A 15,464-nucleotide genomic window follows, 5' to 3' on the forward strand; every position below is an offset into this window, starting at 1 on the left:
TGCCGCCGGGTGGGGGTCCGGACGCGGGTCGCGCCGCCGCGGCCGCCGCCGGTGAACAGGTCGCGACCTGGCGTTTCGGTGATGTGATCGACGAATTCCTGGCCTCGTGGTGCGTCGGGCCACGGAGGCTGCGATCATTCGGGGCGCGCCGGGGGGCGCGTTCTTTTCTTTGGGGGGGGGTGGCGCGATGGCGTCGATGAAATTCGATGCGACGGTCGACGGGTTACGACGATCGGTTACGGAGGCGGATCCGGCGGCCGGGGCTCTGGTGAGCCGGGCTGTGCGGCGGTATCGCGCTCCGGTGCGGATACAGGTGACCGGGCGCGCGGGGGTCGGTCGGTCCGCGGTCATCACGGCGCTCGGGCCGATGCAGGGGGCCGAGGTCGTCGAGACCCCCGCCTGGGACGTGCCTGGCGCCGAGGACCCGGCACTGACCGCGGAACTGATCGTGCTCGTGGTGTGCGACCCGCCGCGCCGCGCCGACGTGGCCGCGGCGGGCATCGCGGGGGATCGGGGGCTGGCCGTCCTGAACAAGGCGGACACGTTGGCCGACTCCGCTGTCGCGGCCGAGCGCGCCGCGGCGGTCCTCGGTGTGCCCTGTCTGCCCGTGGACAGTCGGTCGCAGTTCGGGGTGGCCGATCTGCGGATCGCGGTCACCGATCGGCTCGAGGCCTGCCTGGCCGCCAGGGCAGCGGCGCTGTCGGCGGACCTGCGGGCGCTGATCGGGACCGCCAGCGTCCGCGACGCGGTGGAGGAGTACCTGGCGGGCGACGAGGCGCTGACTGTCGCGGTCGCGGCGATCCTCCCGCACGAAGGGGAGATGCCGGCGGAGTCGCCGCCGGACGATCCCGCTCTCGCGCTGCGTCGGGCCCGGACGTGGCGGGGCCGGATGAACGGTGGCTTCGACGCCCGCGGCACAAGGGCGGCCATGACGCTGCACCGGAACGCGGTTCGGCAGTGGGTCCGCGGGGAGGTCCGGTGAACGAGACGGTGCCGCCGGAGTTGGCCGCCGTCCTGCGCCGGTGGAATCCCGGCGCGCTGCCCGGTCTGGAGCGGCCCGCGCCGCCCGCGCCGGATCCGGGCGGCGCGGTGACGGTGGTGGTCCTCGGCGTGCCCGGCAGTGGTCGCGGCGATCTGATCGCTGCGCTCACGGAGGGCGGGGCCGGGAGCCGCGAGCTGCGGTTCGCCGAGGCACCCGATCCCGCGGCAGGCGTGGCCCTGATGGTGCTCGACGCCGCGGCACCGCTCGGTCGGGAGGAACTCGAACTGTTGCGGGCCGGCGCCGAGTCCGCGCACACCGTGCTCTTCGCGCTCACCGGGGTCGACGCGCACCACGACTGGGCGGCGGTCGCCCGGCGGAACACCGAGCTGCTCACCGAGCACCTGCCCCGATTCGCGGGTGTCGTGATCCATCCGGTCTCGGTGCCGGACGGTCGCGGCATCGAGGAGCTGCGTGCGGCGATCCTCGAGGCGACCACCGCCGTCCCCGAGCGACAGGCACGGCTGCGCGTGCGGGCCGCGGGCGCGGCCGAACAGGCCGCCGCCCTGATCCGGGCCTCCGCCGAATCGCTGCGCGCGACCGACGACACCGCGGCCCTGCGGGCAGAGCGGTCCGCGCTGGTGGCAGACCGGGACGGGTGGCGCGGCGATCGGGCCGCGGTCCTGCGCAGGCTCACCGCGCTGGCCCGGGTGGAGCTGGTGCACGAGGTGAGCGACCAGGTACGGGCGGAGTCCACCGCGGCACGGGAGGCCATCGACCGGGCCGACCGCACCGCGCTGGCGGCATCCCCACAACACCTGCGGGACGCGGTCGCGGCGCTCACCGCGAGGGTGGATGCGGCGGCGGATGCGCGCCTGGCCGAGGTCAGCGCGCGGGTGCTGGGTGGGGCGCTGCACGACGAGAACCGAACGCCTACCGTGCCGGCGATCGAGCCGCCCGCGCCGCGGCACCGCGGGCTCGAGGACCGGATGATGATCGTGTTCGGGGCGTCCGCCGGGCTGGGCCTCGGCCGGATGGTGATGGCTCCGCTGTCGACCGTGCCCGCGCTCGACCTCGCCAGCATCCCGGTGACCCTGCTTCTCGGTGGCGGCGCCGCGTGGTGGCTGACAAGGGCCCGCGGGCACCTCGCCGATCGCGCACACCTTCGCCAGTGGGCGGTGGAGACCCTTGCGACGGTGCGGTCGGTGTTGGAGCAGCGGGTGCTCGGCCGGCTGGTCGACACCGAGGCCCGGTGTGCGGAGGCGATCCTGGCGAGGCATCGGGAGCGGACGCGCGAGTCCGAGGACCGGCTGGCGGCGCTCGATCGGCAGCTGCGGGAGCGCGCGGGCAGCAGGGCCGGGAAACTGGCCGCCTGCGACCGTGACCTCGCCGTGCTGGAGGTGTACGCGAGCGTCACCGTTCGGTAACGGTGGAACCGCCCGCGGCGGCGCTGCGTCCAATCAGTAGCGACCAGTCCAGCCAACGGAAGGAGTCGTGGTGATGATGCACGACGACATGCTGCTGCTCGGCACGCTCGGCCCCGCCCAGCACCCGATGGGCCCCGACGCCGGCGAGATGGAGCTGCACGCTCCCACCGCGGACCTCGACGGCGACGGGATCCTCGACACCAGGACCTACTCGACGGGCGGGACCCTGTATGTGGCCTCTGACCTGGACGAAGACGGGTTCGCCGACCATGTGACCGCCATCGAGGGCGACGGTGGGTACGAGTCATGGCAGGCCAACCGTGGGGCCGACGGCGAGGTCCGGTGGGCCAGGACCGACCACGGCAGCCTGTAGGCGCCGAGCGTTGGATCCGCGGCCGGAGCGGAGTGGATCACGAGGGGTCGCCGGCTGTGCCGTGGGCGATTTTTCGCAATTGGCTGTGGGGTTGGACGCTTGTCCGTATAAAGGTCACGGTGCGATGACCTCGCCCACCCCCTGCAAATCCGGCGCCCGTCGGCCGTGACAGTCCGGCACTACGTGGTTGGCGCTGTAACTGATCGAATGGAGATCTCCACATGTCTCACACCCCGATGCGCCGCACTGCGGCAGTGGCCGCGTCTGCCGCCCTCGTCGCCGCCGGTCTGACCGTCGGCCTCGGCGCCGGCACTGCCAGCGCCGCCGAGTGCAGCCAGTCCAGCACGGCCACCAAGAACGACATCTCGACGTGGGGCGTCACCCACACCTACTCCAAGACGGTCTCGGCCACCCAGGCCGCCCCGGGCACCCTCGTCACGTACACGACGGTCGTCGGCACCACCGGCATCGGAAACCCGTATGTCAACACCATCAACGACATCCCGCCGGTGGGCTTCGGCGCTCCCGTCAAGGCGACCGTGACGGCGTTCTCGGTTGGCATCCCGACCGGCCAGCACGAGGCTGACGTCACCCCCACGGCGAACGGCGACGGCTGGAAGGTGACCAGCACCGGCTGGTTCGTCAACTCCGGCAACCCGGTCACCCTGAAGACGACCTACAAGGTTCCTGCCAATGCCGCCCCCGGCTCGCAGATCACCAGCCGGGGCACCGGCGTCGCAGGCACCGTCGGTGTCGGCACGGAACTGCCGAACCTGACGGCTTGCTTCACCGTGCGTATCCCCAACCCGGGTGAGGCCGTGCTCAGCGTCGCGGACGGCACCGGCACCGGTTCCGCCGAGGGTCAGCTCAGCTCCACCGGCTCGATCAGCGACGTTCTCGGCGACACCATCAGCAACGTCCTCAAGAACGGCAGCTAGTCCTTTCTGAACAGCTAGACCACGAACACCCCCGGAGATGTCGGGAGGGGACCGTCGGGGACCCCTCCGAGGACGAGCGTTCGGTCCTCAGTCGCCTCCGGGGGTGTTCGGCTGTCTCCGGCCGTCTCAAGCCTGCGCGCGGCCGAGAACGCCCCGCGTGAGATCACTGAATCGGTCTTGTGACTCATCGGACAAGACCCGATTCCCTACGGGGGGACACTCAGCGTTAACCTCGTACCAGGACACCCGGCGCCCGTGTCCTCCGTTTGCCGTCTGCGTTCGCACGCATGCGTCGACGGAGCAGCGGGATGCGCCCCGCCGAGAGGGGAAAACCGACTACATCGTCAAGTGCATTCGTGCAGCTGACGGTGGTTGGACGGTTCCGGCACACCCAGGAGAGTTTGATGACCTCAGCGACCATTCCCGGTCTGAACGGAACTGACGGCACCGCACCCACCTCGCACAGCGAGCTGCTCGCCTGGGTGCAAGAGGTTGCCGAGCTCACCCAGCCCGACCGCGTCGTGTTCGCCGACGGCTCCGACGAGGAGTGGGAGCGGCTCACCGACAAGCTGGTCGAGGCGGGCACCTTCACGCGGCTCAACGCGGAGAAGAAGCCGAACTCGTTCCTCGGCAATTCGGATCCCTCCGATGTGGCGCGCGTCGAGTCGCGGACCTACATCTGCTCCCGCGAGGAGATCGACGCCGGCCCCACCAACAACTGGATGGACCCGGCCGAGATGCGCGGCCTCATGACCGACCTCTACCGCGGCAGCATGCGCGGACGCACCATGTACGTGGTGCCGTTCTGCATGGGCCCGCTCGGTGCCGACGACCCGAAGCTGGGCGTGGAGATCACCGACTCCGAGTACGTCGTCGTCTCGATGCGCATCATGACCCGGATGGGCCAGGCCGCGCTCGACAAGCTGGGCTCCGACAAGCCGTTCGTGAAGGCGCTGCACTCCGTCGGCGCGCCGCTGGCCGACGGCCAGGCCGACGTGCCGTGGCCCTGCAACGACACCAAGTACATCACCCACTTCCCCGAGGACCGCGAGATCTGGAGCTACGGCTCCGGCTACGGCGGCAACGCCCTCCTGGGTAAGAAGTGCTACTCGCTGCGCATCGCGTCGGCCATGGCCCACGACGAGGGCTGGCTGGCCGAGCACATGCTGATCCTCAAGCTGATCTCGCCGGAGGACAAGGCGTACTACGTCGCGGCGGCCTTCCCGTCCGCGTGCGGCAAGACCAACCTCGCGATGATCCAGCCGACCATCCCCGGGTGGCGCGCCGAGACCCTCGGCGACGACATCGCGTGGATGCGCTTCGGTGAGGACGGCCGCCTGTACGCCGTCAACCCGGAGTTCGGCTTCTTCGGCGTCGCGCCGGGCACCAACTACGGCTCGAACCCCAACGCGATGAAGACGCTCGAGGCGGGCAACTCGCTGTACACGAACGTCGGACTCACGGACGACGGCGATGTGTGGTGGGAGGGCCTCGAGGGCGACCCGCAGCACCTGGTGGACTGGAAGGGCAACGACTGGACCCCCGAGTCCGGCGAGAAGGCCGCCCACCCGAACTCGCGCTACTGCACCCCGATGTCGCAGTGCCCGATCCTGGCCCCCGAGTGGGACGACCCGCAGGGCGTGCCGATCTCGGCGATCCTGTTCGGCGGCCGCCGCAAGACCACCGTCCCGCTGGTCAGCGAGTCCTTCGACTGGCAGCACGGCACGTTCCTCGGCGCGACGCTCTCCTCCGAGCAGACCGCCGCGGCCGAGGGTGCGGTCGGCACCGTTCGCCGCGACCCGATGGCGATGATCCCGTTCATCGGCTACAACGCCGGTGACTACCTGAACCACTGGATCACCCTCGGCAAGAACGCCGACTCGGAGAAGCTGCCGAAGATCTTCTACGTCAACTGGTTCCGTCGCGGCGACGACGGCCGGTTCCTGTGGCCCGGGTTCGGCGAGAACTCCCGCGTGCTCAAGTGGATCATCGACCGCATCGAGCACAAGGCAGGCGCACAGGCCACCCCGATCGGATACGTGCCGACCGCGGCCGACCTGGAGCTGACCGGGCTCGACGTCGAGGCCGCTGACGTCGACGAGGCGCTGGCCGTCAACGTCGACGAGTGGAAGCAGGAGATCCCGCTCATCACCGAGTGGTTCGAGTTCCTCGGCGAGAAGGTGCCCTCCGGCATCCGCGACGAGTTCGAGGCGCTCAAGCAGCGTCTGGGCTAGTCCGACCCAGTTCTCCACCGATGCCACATCGGTTCACCTCGCGTGAACCGGTGTGGCATCGGGTCGTTCAGGGGGGATGGGCGCGGGCCTGCGTCAGGCGAGCAGGCTCGGCTCGTCCTCGTTCGACAGCGTGAGCACGGCCTTGACGATGTGCGGGTGCGCCTCGAGCTGACCCTCCAGGTCGCGCAGGATGCCTGCCACCGTGTGCTCGGCCAGGTCACCAACCAGGTCGACGCCCGCGACCAGGTACACCTGCCGGGGGCCCAGGTACTCCATCCGCAGGAACGTCACCCGGCTCACCTCGGGAAGCGACAGCAGCGTCTCGAGACCGGCGCCGCGCAGCTGCGGCGACGCCTCCTCGCCGACCAGGAACCGCCGGTTGCGGTCGATGAGGATCAGCGCGATCACGCCGAGCAGCACGCCGACCGCGATGGAGCCGAGGGCGTCCGGGATCGGGGACCCGGTCAGCTGGTGCGCCAGCACGCCCGCGAACGCGATCACCAGACCGATCAGCGCGGCGGCATCCTCCGCGAACACGGCGCGGACCGTCGGGTCGGACGTCTTGAGCGCGTGCTCGAGCAGATCCCGGTCGGCGTCGGACGCCTCCGTGCGTAGCTGCCGGTACGCCTGTCGGAAGGAGATCGCCTCCAGCACGAACGAGATCCCGAGGACCGCATAGGCCACCCCGAAATCGCTGGCCGGCTCCGGATTGAACAGTTCCTGGACGCCGTGGGTGATCGAGACGCCCGCGCCGAGGGCGAACAGGCCGAGGGCCGCGAACATCGACCAGATGTAGGCCTCGCGGCCGAAACCGAGCGGGTGTGCCTTGTCGGCCGCGTGCCTGGACCGCCGGTTGGCGATCAGCAGCAGCACCTCGTTGCCGGTATCCGCCCAGGAATGGGTCGCCTCGGCGACCATGGAGGCGGAACCCGTCATCGCGGCGGCGACCGACTTCGCCACTGCGATAGCGAGATTCGCGCCGAACGCGAGGAGCACGGTGAGCGTGCTCTCGTCGCCGGCATTCGCGTTCTGCTCCGGACCGGCGTCGGGCTGTGTATCGGACTGGCTCACTCCCGAACAATAGTTGCCGCGCCCCAGCCGTGTGAATTGTCCAACCGTTGCGCGGATCGTCCACGCGAGACCCCCCGGACGCCTTACCCTTTCGGTTTGTCAGTGTTCATGTGGACATTCGTTCAGTTGAGAGGGTCGAATATGCAGGCAGCAACCCGGGGCGGTCTCAAGCGTCTCGCCGGCGGTGCGGCGATCGCCGTCGCCACCGTCGCCACCGTCACGATGACCATGCCGGCCACGGCATCCGCGGCGTCGATCCTGCCGCCCGAGGTCAACGCCTCGTCGTCGGGCAACAGCATCACCATGTCCATCAAGAACCCGAACCCCATCCTGAGCCTGACCGGATGCCAGGCCTTCGTGGTCAACGCGGCGGACGTGCCCGCGGTGGTCGAGAACCCGGTCAAGCTCCTCGATCCGGGCGTGGTCGTGTACCCGAACGTGGCGAACCCGCTGACGCTGTTCGGCGCCCTCCCCGGCATGACCGTCAACAGCACCACCAACGAGATCCCGACCGGGGTGTACGGCGTCATCGGCGGGTGCGTGAGCCTGCTCGACCTGATGAACCCCGTCATCGACAGCCCCAAGATCATGCAGGTCGGGCTCCTGCCCGGCGGCAGCTCGGACGGCAGCTCCGCCCTTCCGTTCGGCAGCTAGTCCACACAGCCGAACGGCCCCGCGAACCGAGTGGTTCGCGGGGCCGTTCTGCGTTGTCTGTCGATCAGGCGCCGTAGCCGGGGGGCATCAGCACCGACTTGAGCTCGCAGTACTCGTCCAGGCCCTCGGGTCCGTTCTCGCGGCCGATGCCGGAGTTCTTGTAGCCGCCGAACGGGGAACCCGGATCGAAGGCGTACCAGTTGATCCCGAAGGTGCCGGTGCGGATCTGCTTGGCGACCTCGAGGCCCTTCTCGATGTCGGTGGTGTAGACCGAGCCGGCCAGACCGTAGTCGGAGTCGTTGGCGATCTTGATGGCCTCCTCGACGCTGTCGTAGGGGATCACCGACAGGACCGGTCCGAAGATCTCCTCGCGCGCGATCGTCATCGAGTTGTCGACGTCCGCGAAGATGGTCGGCTCGACGAAGTAGCCCGTCTCCAGACCGGCAGGCACGCCGCCGCCCACGACGAGGCGGGCGCCCTCCTCCTTGCCCTTCTCGATGTAGCCGAGGACCTTGTCACGCTGCTTGGCGGTGATGATCGGGCCGAGCTGCGCGGCCGGATCGTCCGGCATACCCATCGGCAAGAACCCGACGAAAGCGGCCATGGCCTCGACGATCTCGTCGTAGCGCGACCGCGGCGCCAGGATGCGGGTCTGGCCGACGCACGCCTGGCCGGAGTTCATCAGGCCCGACAGCACCAGCATCGGCATGGTCGCAGGCACGTCCATGTCCTCGAGCAGGATGGCGGCGGACTTGCCACCGAGCTCGAGCGAACAACGCTTGAGGTTCTGCGCGGCGATCGCGCCGATCTTGCGGCCGACGGCGCTGCTGCCGGTGAAGGTGATCTTGTCGACGCCGGGGTGCGAGACCAGGTACTCGCCGGTCTCCGCGCCGCCGGGGACGATGGACAGCACGCCCGCGGGCAGACCGGCCTCGGCGAAGATCTCCGCGACGAGGTTGGCGTTCATCGGGGTTTCCGGTGCGGGCTTGAGCACCATGGTGCAACCGGAGATGATGGCGGGCGCCAGCTTGTTGACCAGCAGGAACAGCGGGACGTTCCAGGCGATGACGGCGGCGACGACACCGACCGGCTCGCGCATGACCTTGCAGACACCGAACGGTCCGGTGCGCTCCTCCTCCCAGGAGAACGTCTCGGCCAGCGTTGCGAAGCTGTTCATCGTGGCAAGCGTCGGTGTCTTCTGCATGAGTTCGACGCTCGCGCGCGGCGCGCCCATCTCGGCCGAGATCATGGTGCACAGCTCGTCGGAACGCTCCTCGATCAGCTTCGCCGCCTTGACGAGGATCTCGGCACGCTGCGCCGGGGTGGTCTGCGGCCAGGGGCCGGTCTCGAGTGCGGTGCGCGCGGCGGAAATCGCGGCGTCGATGTCGGCCGGGGCGGCGACCGGGACGCTGCCCACCCGCTCCTCGGTCGCGGGCGAGAACACCTCGAGGCGCTCGTCGGTGGCGGGCGCCACCCACTCCCCGCCGATGTAGAGCTTGTCGTAATCAGTCATGAGTGCTTCCTTGCTGGTCTGTTCGGGGGTCCGTCGTGAAGGGGCAACGCGGGGTTACGTCGGGGGTCCTCCTCGGTGAAGGTCGTCCATCAGCGCACCTGCGCCCAGTACGTGTCGTCGAGCATGGCCTCGAGTGCCTTGCGGTGCAGGATCATGTCGTCCGGATCGGCCGGGCGCTCGGACTGGCCGAACGCGATCGCGCGGCTCTGCACCCGGAACATGACGATTGCGTGCCGCAGGGCGGCGTAGAGGCTGTAGTAGTCCAGGTTCTCCGGCTGGTGCCCGGTGAGTTCCCGGTACCGCGCGGCCATGTCGTCGCGGCGCATGAAGTCGGGCAGGCCCGGCAGCCCCGCCATCGTGGTGAGGTCCTCGAAGAAGCGGTGCAGGAAGATCATCCACGCGAGGTCCATCTCGCGCGGGCCGATCGCGGCCATCTCCCAGTCGAGCACCGCCACCGGTGTGAAGTCGCGGTACATGACATTGCCGATCCGGGAGTCGCCCCAGCAGAGCACGGCGGGGGAGTCGTCGGCGGGCACGTTCGCCTCGAGCCGGTCGAGGCAGCGCTCGATCAGCGGCGAGCGCGGCCCGTCCGCCGTCGCCCACTCGTAGTAGCCGCGCTGACGGGCCAGGTGCGCCCGGAAGGACTGCTCGGCGGTGGGTCCCGCATCGTGCAGTCGCAGGAACGGGAAGTGCTCCAGCGGATCCCGGATCGCGTGCAGCCCGGCCAGGATCTCGACCGACGAGTCCTGCAGGGCGCGCCGCTGCTCCTCGGTGGCCTCGGTGACCCAGGAGCCGAAGTTGTAGGGCATCACGTCGGGCGGGACGTCGCCGTCGATCCGCTGCATGACGAAGAACGGGGCGCCGAGCGGCCCGGCATCCGGCTCGGACCAGTAGGCCGCGGGGACGGGGACGTCGGACAGCTCGCGGACGGTCTTCATGACCGAGAACTGGGTGCCCATCTCGTAACTCGGGAAGATCGGCATCGAGGAGGCGCCGGGCTCGACGCGTGCGACCAGTTCGTGGGTGCGGCGGGTACCCGGCTCCGCATCGGCAAGCGGGTCCGTGGCGGATTCGGTCCAGGTCGCGTCGAACAGGATGGTCTCGCTGGACATGCCGTTCGCGGCGGGGAGTCGCACGTCGGAGACCACGGGATCGGCGCCGTCCGGCAGCCGGCCCGTCAGCCATTCCTGGAGCTCGCGGCCCAGTTCGGCGGTGTCGCGCTGCGATCCGGTTGGGCGGGCGACCTCGGCAAAGTTGTCGCCGTTGTCCTGGGTGATGTCGGCTGTACTCACGGTGCCCTCATTCGTCGTCAGAGGTGTGGTGAGAAGCACACTAGAACACGTTACAGAACTTCCGGGCGCAAATCAGCCCCCTTTTCGTGTCAGGCTTGAACGAAACCGGGATCCGGCTGATCGCCGAGTGTCAGGGCGCCCGCGCCGATCAGGGTGGCGCGCCCGCCGAGCTCCGCGGGCACGATCCGGAGCCCCCGGGTGAAGGACAGGCCTGCCCGGGCCGCGGCGGCCCGTCGCATCGATTCCCACATCGGCGGGCCGGACTGCGCGAAACCGCCCCCGACCACCGCAAGGTCCAGGTCCAGCAGCGCGGCGGCGGAGGCGATCGCCACCCCCACCGCGGTCCCGGACCTGCGCAGCGCGGCCAGCGCGATCGCGTCGCCCGCCTGTGCGGACTCCGAGAGCTCGAGTCCGGTCGAGCCCGTCCAGCCCCGTTCGTTCGCCCACCGCACCGACGAGGGTCCGCTCGCCACCGCCTCCAGGCAGCCGATGCCGCCGCACGCGCAGGCGATGTCCTCGGCGCCCGGCACCACGACATGCCCGATGTGCCCGGCGTTCCCGGTGCGGCCGCCGACGGGCCTGCCGTCGAGCAGCACACCGCCGCCCACCCCGGTGGAGACGATCATGCCCAGCATGTTGCCGGTCCCGCGGCCCGCGCCGAAGCGGTACTCGCCGAGCGCGGTGCAGGTCCCGTCCATCGCCATCCGCACCGGCACCCCGGGGAACAGCTCGCGCACCGCGCCGACGATCGGGAAGCCGCGCCAGTCGGGGATGTTCAGCGGGCTGACCGTGCCGGCCTCGATGTCGACCGGTCCCGCGGAGGCGATGCCGACCCCGGTGATCGTGTGCCCGTCGGCGACCGCGCGCAGCAGCGTCGCGGCGGCGTCCCACACCCCGGTCGCCGGGGTCGGGCTGCGCTCCTCGGCCAGCAGTTCACCGTCGGCGGAGATCAGTCCCGCCGCGAGCTTGGTACCGCCGATGTCCAGGGCCAGTCCGGTCATGGCCAAGAAGCGTAGGCGGCTGCGCCGCCCGTGCGCGGTTGACGAGTCCAGACACTCGTCAACCGCGCACGGGCGCGAAGCGCCTACCTTTTGCGCAGCACCACGACGAGGTTGCTCACCAGCAGTTCGCGCAGGCCGGGGATGCGGACCATCCACCAGGCCCATCGCGGGTGGTACCGCGGGAACGCCGCGAGCAGCTCGCCGTCCGCAGTCGTACGCGCCCACCGCAACCCGTCGGCCGCCCCGACGTCGAAGAGCGACACCCCGAACCGGTTCTTGGGCTCGCGGCCGTTCTTGCGCGCGTAGCGGCGGGCGGCGTACTCGCCCCCGAACACGTGCCAGGGACCGGTCTCGTGCCCGCCGAACGGTCCCCACCAGAGGGTGTACGAGAGCACCATCAGACCGCCCGGCTTGGTGACCCGCAGCATCTCGTCGGCCATCGTCCATGGCTCGGGCACGTGCTCGGCGACGTTGGAGGAGAAGCAGATGTCGACGCTGTCGTCGCGGAAGGGCAGTGCCATCCCGGAACCCCTGATCGCGCCGCCGACCGTCAGCCCCGCCGCGTGCATCTCGGTCGGGTCCGGCTCGACCGGGATGTAGCGCGCGCCAGCCCGGTGGAAGGCCTCCGCGAAGTAGCCGGGACCGCCGCCGACGTCGAGCACGGTCCGGCCGGTCAGGTCCTGACCGGTCATCCCGGCGTACAGATCCTCGATCAGCTCCAGCGAATCTCGTGCCAACGCGCCGTAGAAGAGGTCCGGGTCGTCCTGTTCGTGGCGGAAGTCGCCGAGCAGTCCGACGGACCGGCGGAGGGTGGCCCGACGGGCGAAAATGCGGGTCACGGGAAGGGCGGTCACGGGTAGGAACCATAGCGGCCGCGCCGAGGCACACGGATCGACGGATCACCGTAGCGGACACGATCGCGCTGCGCAGCGGTTATTGTGTCCACTTGACCGCCACCGCGGCCGTAGGCATCCGAAACAGGAGTTGTGACCGTGCGCGAGGTTCTGCTGTTGTGCTGGCGTGACAGCGGGCACCCGCAGGGCGGCGGCAGCGAGCGGTACCTGGAGCAGGTCGGGGCCGGACTCGCAGAGCAGGGCGTCAAGGTCACGCTGCGTACCGCCCGCTACCGGGGCGCGCCGCGCACGGACACCCTCGACGGCATCGCGATCAGTCGCGGCGGCGGGCGGCTGACCGTCTACCCGCGGGCGCTGGCCGCCATCGCGCTCGGCCGCCTCGGCATCGGCCCCCTCAAGGGCGTGCGCCCGGACGCGGTGATCGACACCCAGAACGGCATCCCCTTCTTCGCGCGCGCGGTCGCGGGCGCCCCGGTCACGGTCCTCGTGCACCACTGCCACCGCGAGCAGTGGCCGGTGGCCGGACGGCTGATGGCGCGCGTCGGCTGGTGGGTCGAGTCCACCCTGTCGCCGCGGGTACACCGCCGCAACCAGTACCTGACGGTGTCTCTGCCCTCCGCGGAGGAGCTCACCGCGCTCGGCGTCGACCGGGAACGGATCGCGGTGGTGCGCAACGGCGCCGACTCGGTCCCGCCCGCCGTGCGGATCGGGTCCGACGACACCCGCACCGAACACCCCAGCGTGTGCGTGCTCTCGAGGCTGGTGCCGCACAAGCAGATCGAGGACGCCCTCTCCGCCGTCGCGACGCTGCGTCGCGACACCCCCGAGCTGCACCTGGACGTGATCGGCGGCGGCTGGTGGGAGGAGAACCTCCGGGACCGCGCGCACGAACTCGGCATCGCCGACGCCGTCACCTTCCACGGGCACGTCCCCGAGGATCGCAAGCACGAGCTGCTCTCCCGGTCCTGGGTGCACGTGATGCCCTCGCGCAAGGAGGGCTGGGGTCTCGCCGTGATCGAGGCCGCCCTGCACGGCGTCCCGACCGTCGGCTACCGCAGCTCGCGGGGCCTGACCGATTCGATCATCGACGGGGTCACCGGGTCGCTGGTCGGCGGCGACGAGGTCGCGGACAGCGACGTCGCGGACCTGACCGAGGCGGTGGAATCCCTCCTGGCGGACGCGGAGCAGCGCGCCGAGCTCGGCGAGAAGGCCCGCGCGCGGGCCGCGGAGTTCTCCTGGGCGCAGACCGCGTCCGGGGTGCGCACGGTGCTGTCGGCGTCGGCCGCCGGGCGGCCCGTCTCAGGCCTGATCGGTGCGGCCCCGGCCGCGGCGGTCGCGGGCCCTGTGGGCCAGAAATCCCAGCGCGCTGCCGGCTAGCAACGCCGCCCACACCAGGTGGGCCGCGACGGAGGCCGCGCGGCGCGCGGGGTCGGCGGCGGTGATCTCGACGGGCCCGGCCACCCGGTACAGCGACAACTCCTCGTCGGCGTACACCTCGTCGAGCTGATCGAGCGTGCGGCGCGACTGCGCAAGCGGGCCCGGGGTGCTGTGCTCGACCAGCACCCACCGCACCCCCAGGTTTTCCAGGTCATCCGCGTCTCCGCCTGCGAGCAGCAGTCGTTCGACGTCGCGGGCCCTGCTGCCCTCGCCCTCGACGGTGCCCTCCGCGACGATCAGCTCGCCGGTCTGCAGCACGTCCTCGGGCAGCATCCGCGGTGCCGGATCGAGGACGGGGGCGTCGCCGCTGTAGGGGAAGAGCCGGAACATCCCCGCGGGCAGCACCGCGACGTCGCCGCTCTCGTCGGCGGTCCGCAGCTGCGAGGCGACGCGCTCCCAGGACGCCGGATAGTGCACCGGCCGCAGCGCCCCGCCCACCCCCCAGGCCAGGTCGGGCAGCGCGATCAGCACCGCGACGATCCCGACCGCGGCGGCGACCCCCGTTCGGGTCCGCCCGGCGGTGGCCGTGCCGAACACCCGGCCGCCGAGCCGGGCCAGTGCTCCGGCCCCGGCCGCCGCGGCCAGCGCGTAGAACGGCACCGCCAGAGCCACCCACTTCTGGGCGTCGCGCAGCAGCCCGGCGCCGGGCACCCGGGTCGCCGCCCATTCGCCCGCGGTCAGGCCCCAGCCGGTGGCGGCCAGCGCGGGCAGCAGGACCGCCGCGGCCGCGACCACGGCCAGCGCCACGATCACCGGGTTGCCGCGGCGCCGCCACAGCGCGGGCAGCCCGCACGCGACCACCGCCAGCAGCACCGCCGTCCCGACCAGGGCGAAGATCCCGGTCCTGGTCGCCGGGACCGCCGTGGAGTTCCAGATCCCGCCGAGCCCGGCCAGGCTGCCGAGCGTCCCCAGTCCCGGCTCGGCGCGCGCGGCGAACGCCGCCACCCCGGCAGGGTCCGATCCCTGTGCCCCGGCGCCGGAGAGCGCCGTCGCGGTCAGCCACGGCGCCGACGCCACCACCGCCAGCGCGGCGGTCACCGCCAGCCGCGACCACCGCGCGCCCGCGCCGCCAGGAAGGGCCAGCAACACTGCGGCCAGCGTGCTGGCCAGCAGCGCGCCGGTCGGGGTGAGCCCGGCGGCCGCCAGCGTGAGCCCGAGCGGGCACCACGACCGCGGCGACCACGGGACGGGGGAGCGCCGCAGGCGCAGCGCGGCGAGCACCGTCCATGGCAGCGCCGCGTACCCGGTCAGCAGGCTCCAGTGCCCCTGCAACAGCCGCTCGGCCACGTACGGGTTCCACAGCAGCACCGTCGAGGCCAGCAGCTGCGGACCGAGTCCGGTCGTCGGGAGCAGCGCGGCGACCATCCTGGCCGCGCCCCACCCGGCGAGCCACAGCGCCGACAGCAGGATCGCCTTCACCACCAGACCGCCGTCCACGACCGACGTCAGCGCGGCGATCAAGGCGTCCTGCGGGACCGCGCGCGCGGCGGCGTCGGTCAGCCCCAATGCCGAATCGGTCAGGTACGAGCGGGGGGTGCTCACCGCGTCGCGCAGCAGGAGGTATCCGGGTCCGAGCAGCGGCCCGAGGACGAGCGCCGCGAGCGCAAGCGAATACAGCGCGGGAACGGCCCGGGTGAGCCCCGCGGGCCGCGCGATCATGGTCCCGACGATAACGGGTGCGATCATGGGCG

Annotated in this window: 13 protein-coding genes; 7 read left to right on the forward strand and 6 right to left on the reverse strand. The window is 71.2% G+C overall.

All coding sequences use genetic code 11. The features are described 5' to 3' along the window. The first annotated feature begins 301 nt into the window (after positions 1-301). The 5 genes from JOE46_RS19815 to JOE46_RS19835 all read left to right on the forward strand — a co-directional run bounded on the left by JOE46_RS19815 (position 302) and on the right by JOE46_RS19835 (position 5,951). Positions 302-982 (forward strand): GTPase domain-containing protein, encoded by a 681-nt coding sequence (locus JOE46_RS19815; RefSeq protein WP_209928210.1) that lies wholly within the window; start codon positions 302-304, stop codon positions 980-982. Further along, complete coding sequence (locus JOE46_RS19820) at positions 979-2,406, forward strand: hypothetical protein (RefSeq protein ID WP_209928212.1); 1,428 nt, start codon at positions 979-981, stop codon at positions 2,404-2,406. Before JOE46_RS19815 ends, JOE46_RS19820 begins: the two co-directional genes overlap by 4 nt. Positions 2,407-2,479: 73 nt before the next feature. Next, positions 2,480-2,779: a DUF6802 family protein gene (locus JOE46_RS19825; protein ID WP_245221114.1), complete on the forward strand. Its 300-nt coding sequence runs from the start codon at positions 2,480-2,482 to the stop codon at positions 2,777-2,779. 221 nt (positions 2,780-3,000) lie between these two features. Next, positions 3,001-3,717 (forward strand): hypothetical protein, encoded by a 717-nt coding sequence (locus JOE46_RS19830; RefSeq protein WP_245221115.1) that lies wholly within the window; start codon positions 3,001-3,003, stop codon positions 3,715-3,717. A gap of 404 nt (positions 3,718-4,121) precedes the next feature. Beyond that, positions 4,122-5,951, forward strand: a complete 1,830-nt coding sequence (locus JOE46_RS19835) for a phosphoenolpyruvate carboxykinase (GTP) (RefSeq protein WP_097213880.1) — start codon at positions 4,122-4,124, stop codon at positions 5,949-5,951. A 93-nt stretch (positions 5,952-6,044) separates the two neighbouring features. On the opposite strand, the gene JOE46_RS19840 is transcribed toward JOE46_RS19835, so the two are convergent. Further along, positions 6,045-7,022 (reverse strand): cation diffusion facilitator family transporter, encoded by a 978-nt coding sequence (locus JOE46_RS19840; protein WP_209928214.1) that lies wholly within the window; start codon positions 7,020-7,022, stop codon positions 6,045-6,047. A 141-nt stretch (positions 7,023-7,163) separates the two neighbouring features. Between JOE46_RS19840 and JOE46_RS19845 the strand changes: the two genes are divergently transcribed. Next, a complete protein-coding gene (locus JOE46_RS19845) occupies positions 7,164-7,676 on the forward strand; it encodes a hypothetical protein (protein WP_077040197.1) in 513 nt (170 codons plus the stop codon). Positions 7,677-7,740: 64 nt separating this feature from the next. Here the strand turns inward: JOE46_RS19845 and JOE46_RS19850 are convergent, their stop codons facing one another. From JOE46_RS19850 to JOE46_RS19865, 4 genes are all read right to left on the reverse strand, one after another. Then, positions 7,741-9,189, reverse strand: a complete 1,449-nt coding sequence (locus tag JOE46_RS19850; RefSeq protein ID WP_209928216.1) for an aldehyde dehydrogenase — start codon at positions 9,187-9,189, stop codon at positions 7,741-7,743. An 89-nt stretch (positions 9,190-9,278) separates the two neighbouring features. After that, entirely contained in the window at positions 9,279-10,481 is a 1,203-nt protein-coding gene (locus JOE46_RS19855) for a phosphotransferase family protein (protein ID WP_097213881.1), read from the reverse strand. 89 nt (positions 10,482-10,570) lie between these two features. Continuing rightward, a complete protein-coding gene (locus tag JOE46_RS19860) occupies positions 10,571-11,482 on the reverse strand; it encodes an ROK family protein (protein ID WP_209928218.1) in 912 nt (303 codons plus the stop codon). Positions 11,483-11,565: 83 nt separating this feature from the next. Beyond that, positions 11,566-12,321: a class I SAM-dependent methyltransferase gene (locus tag JOE46_RS19865; protein ID WP_097213883.1), complete on the reverse strand. Its 756-nt coding sequence runs from the start codon at positions 12,319-12,321 to the stop codon at positions 11,566-11,568. A gap of 153 nt (positions 12,322-12,474) precedes the next feature. Here JOE46_RS19865 and JOE46_RS19870 point away from each other — a divergent pair, with 153 nt between their 5' ends. Continuing rightward, positions 12,475-13,713: a glycosyltransferase family 4 protein gene (locus JOE46_RS19870; protein WP_209928220.1), complete on the forward strand. Its 1,239-nt coding sequence runs from the start codon at positions 12,475-12,477 to the stop codon at positions 13,711-13,713. On the opposite strand, the gene JOE46_RS19875 is transcribed toward JOE46_RS19870, so the two are convergent. Further along, positions 13,636-15,459, reverse strand: a complete 1,824-nt coding sequence (locus JOE46_RS19875) for a hypothetical protein (protein WP_374102906.1) — start codon at positions 15,457-15,459, stop codon at positions 13,636-13,638. The genes JOE46_RS19870 and JOE46_RS19875 overlap by 78 nt on opposite strands. Between the last annotated feature and the right edge of the window lie 5 nt (positions 15,460-15,464).

Origin of the sequence: Rhodococcus sp. PvR099, assembly GCF_017833315.1 — a bacterium.
Taxonomy (GTDB): Bacteria; Actinomycetota; Actinomycetes; order Mycobacteriales; family Mycobacteriaceae; genus Rhodococcus_G; species Rhodococcus_G oryzae.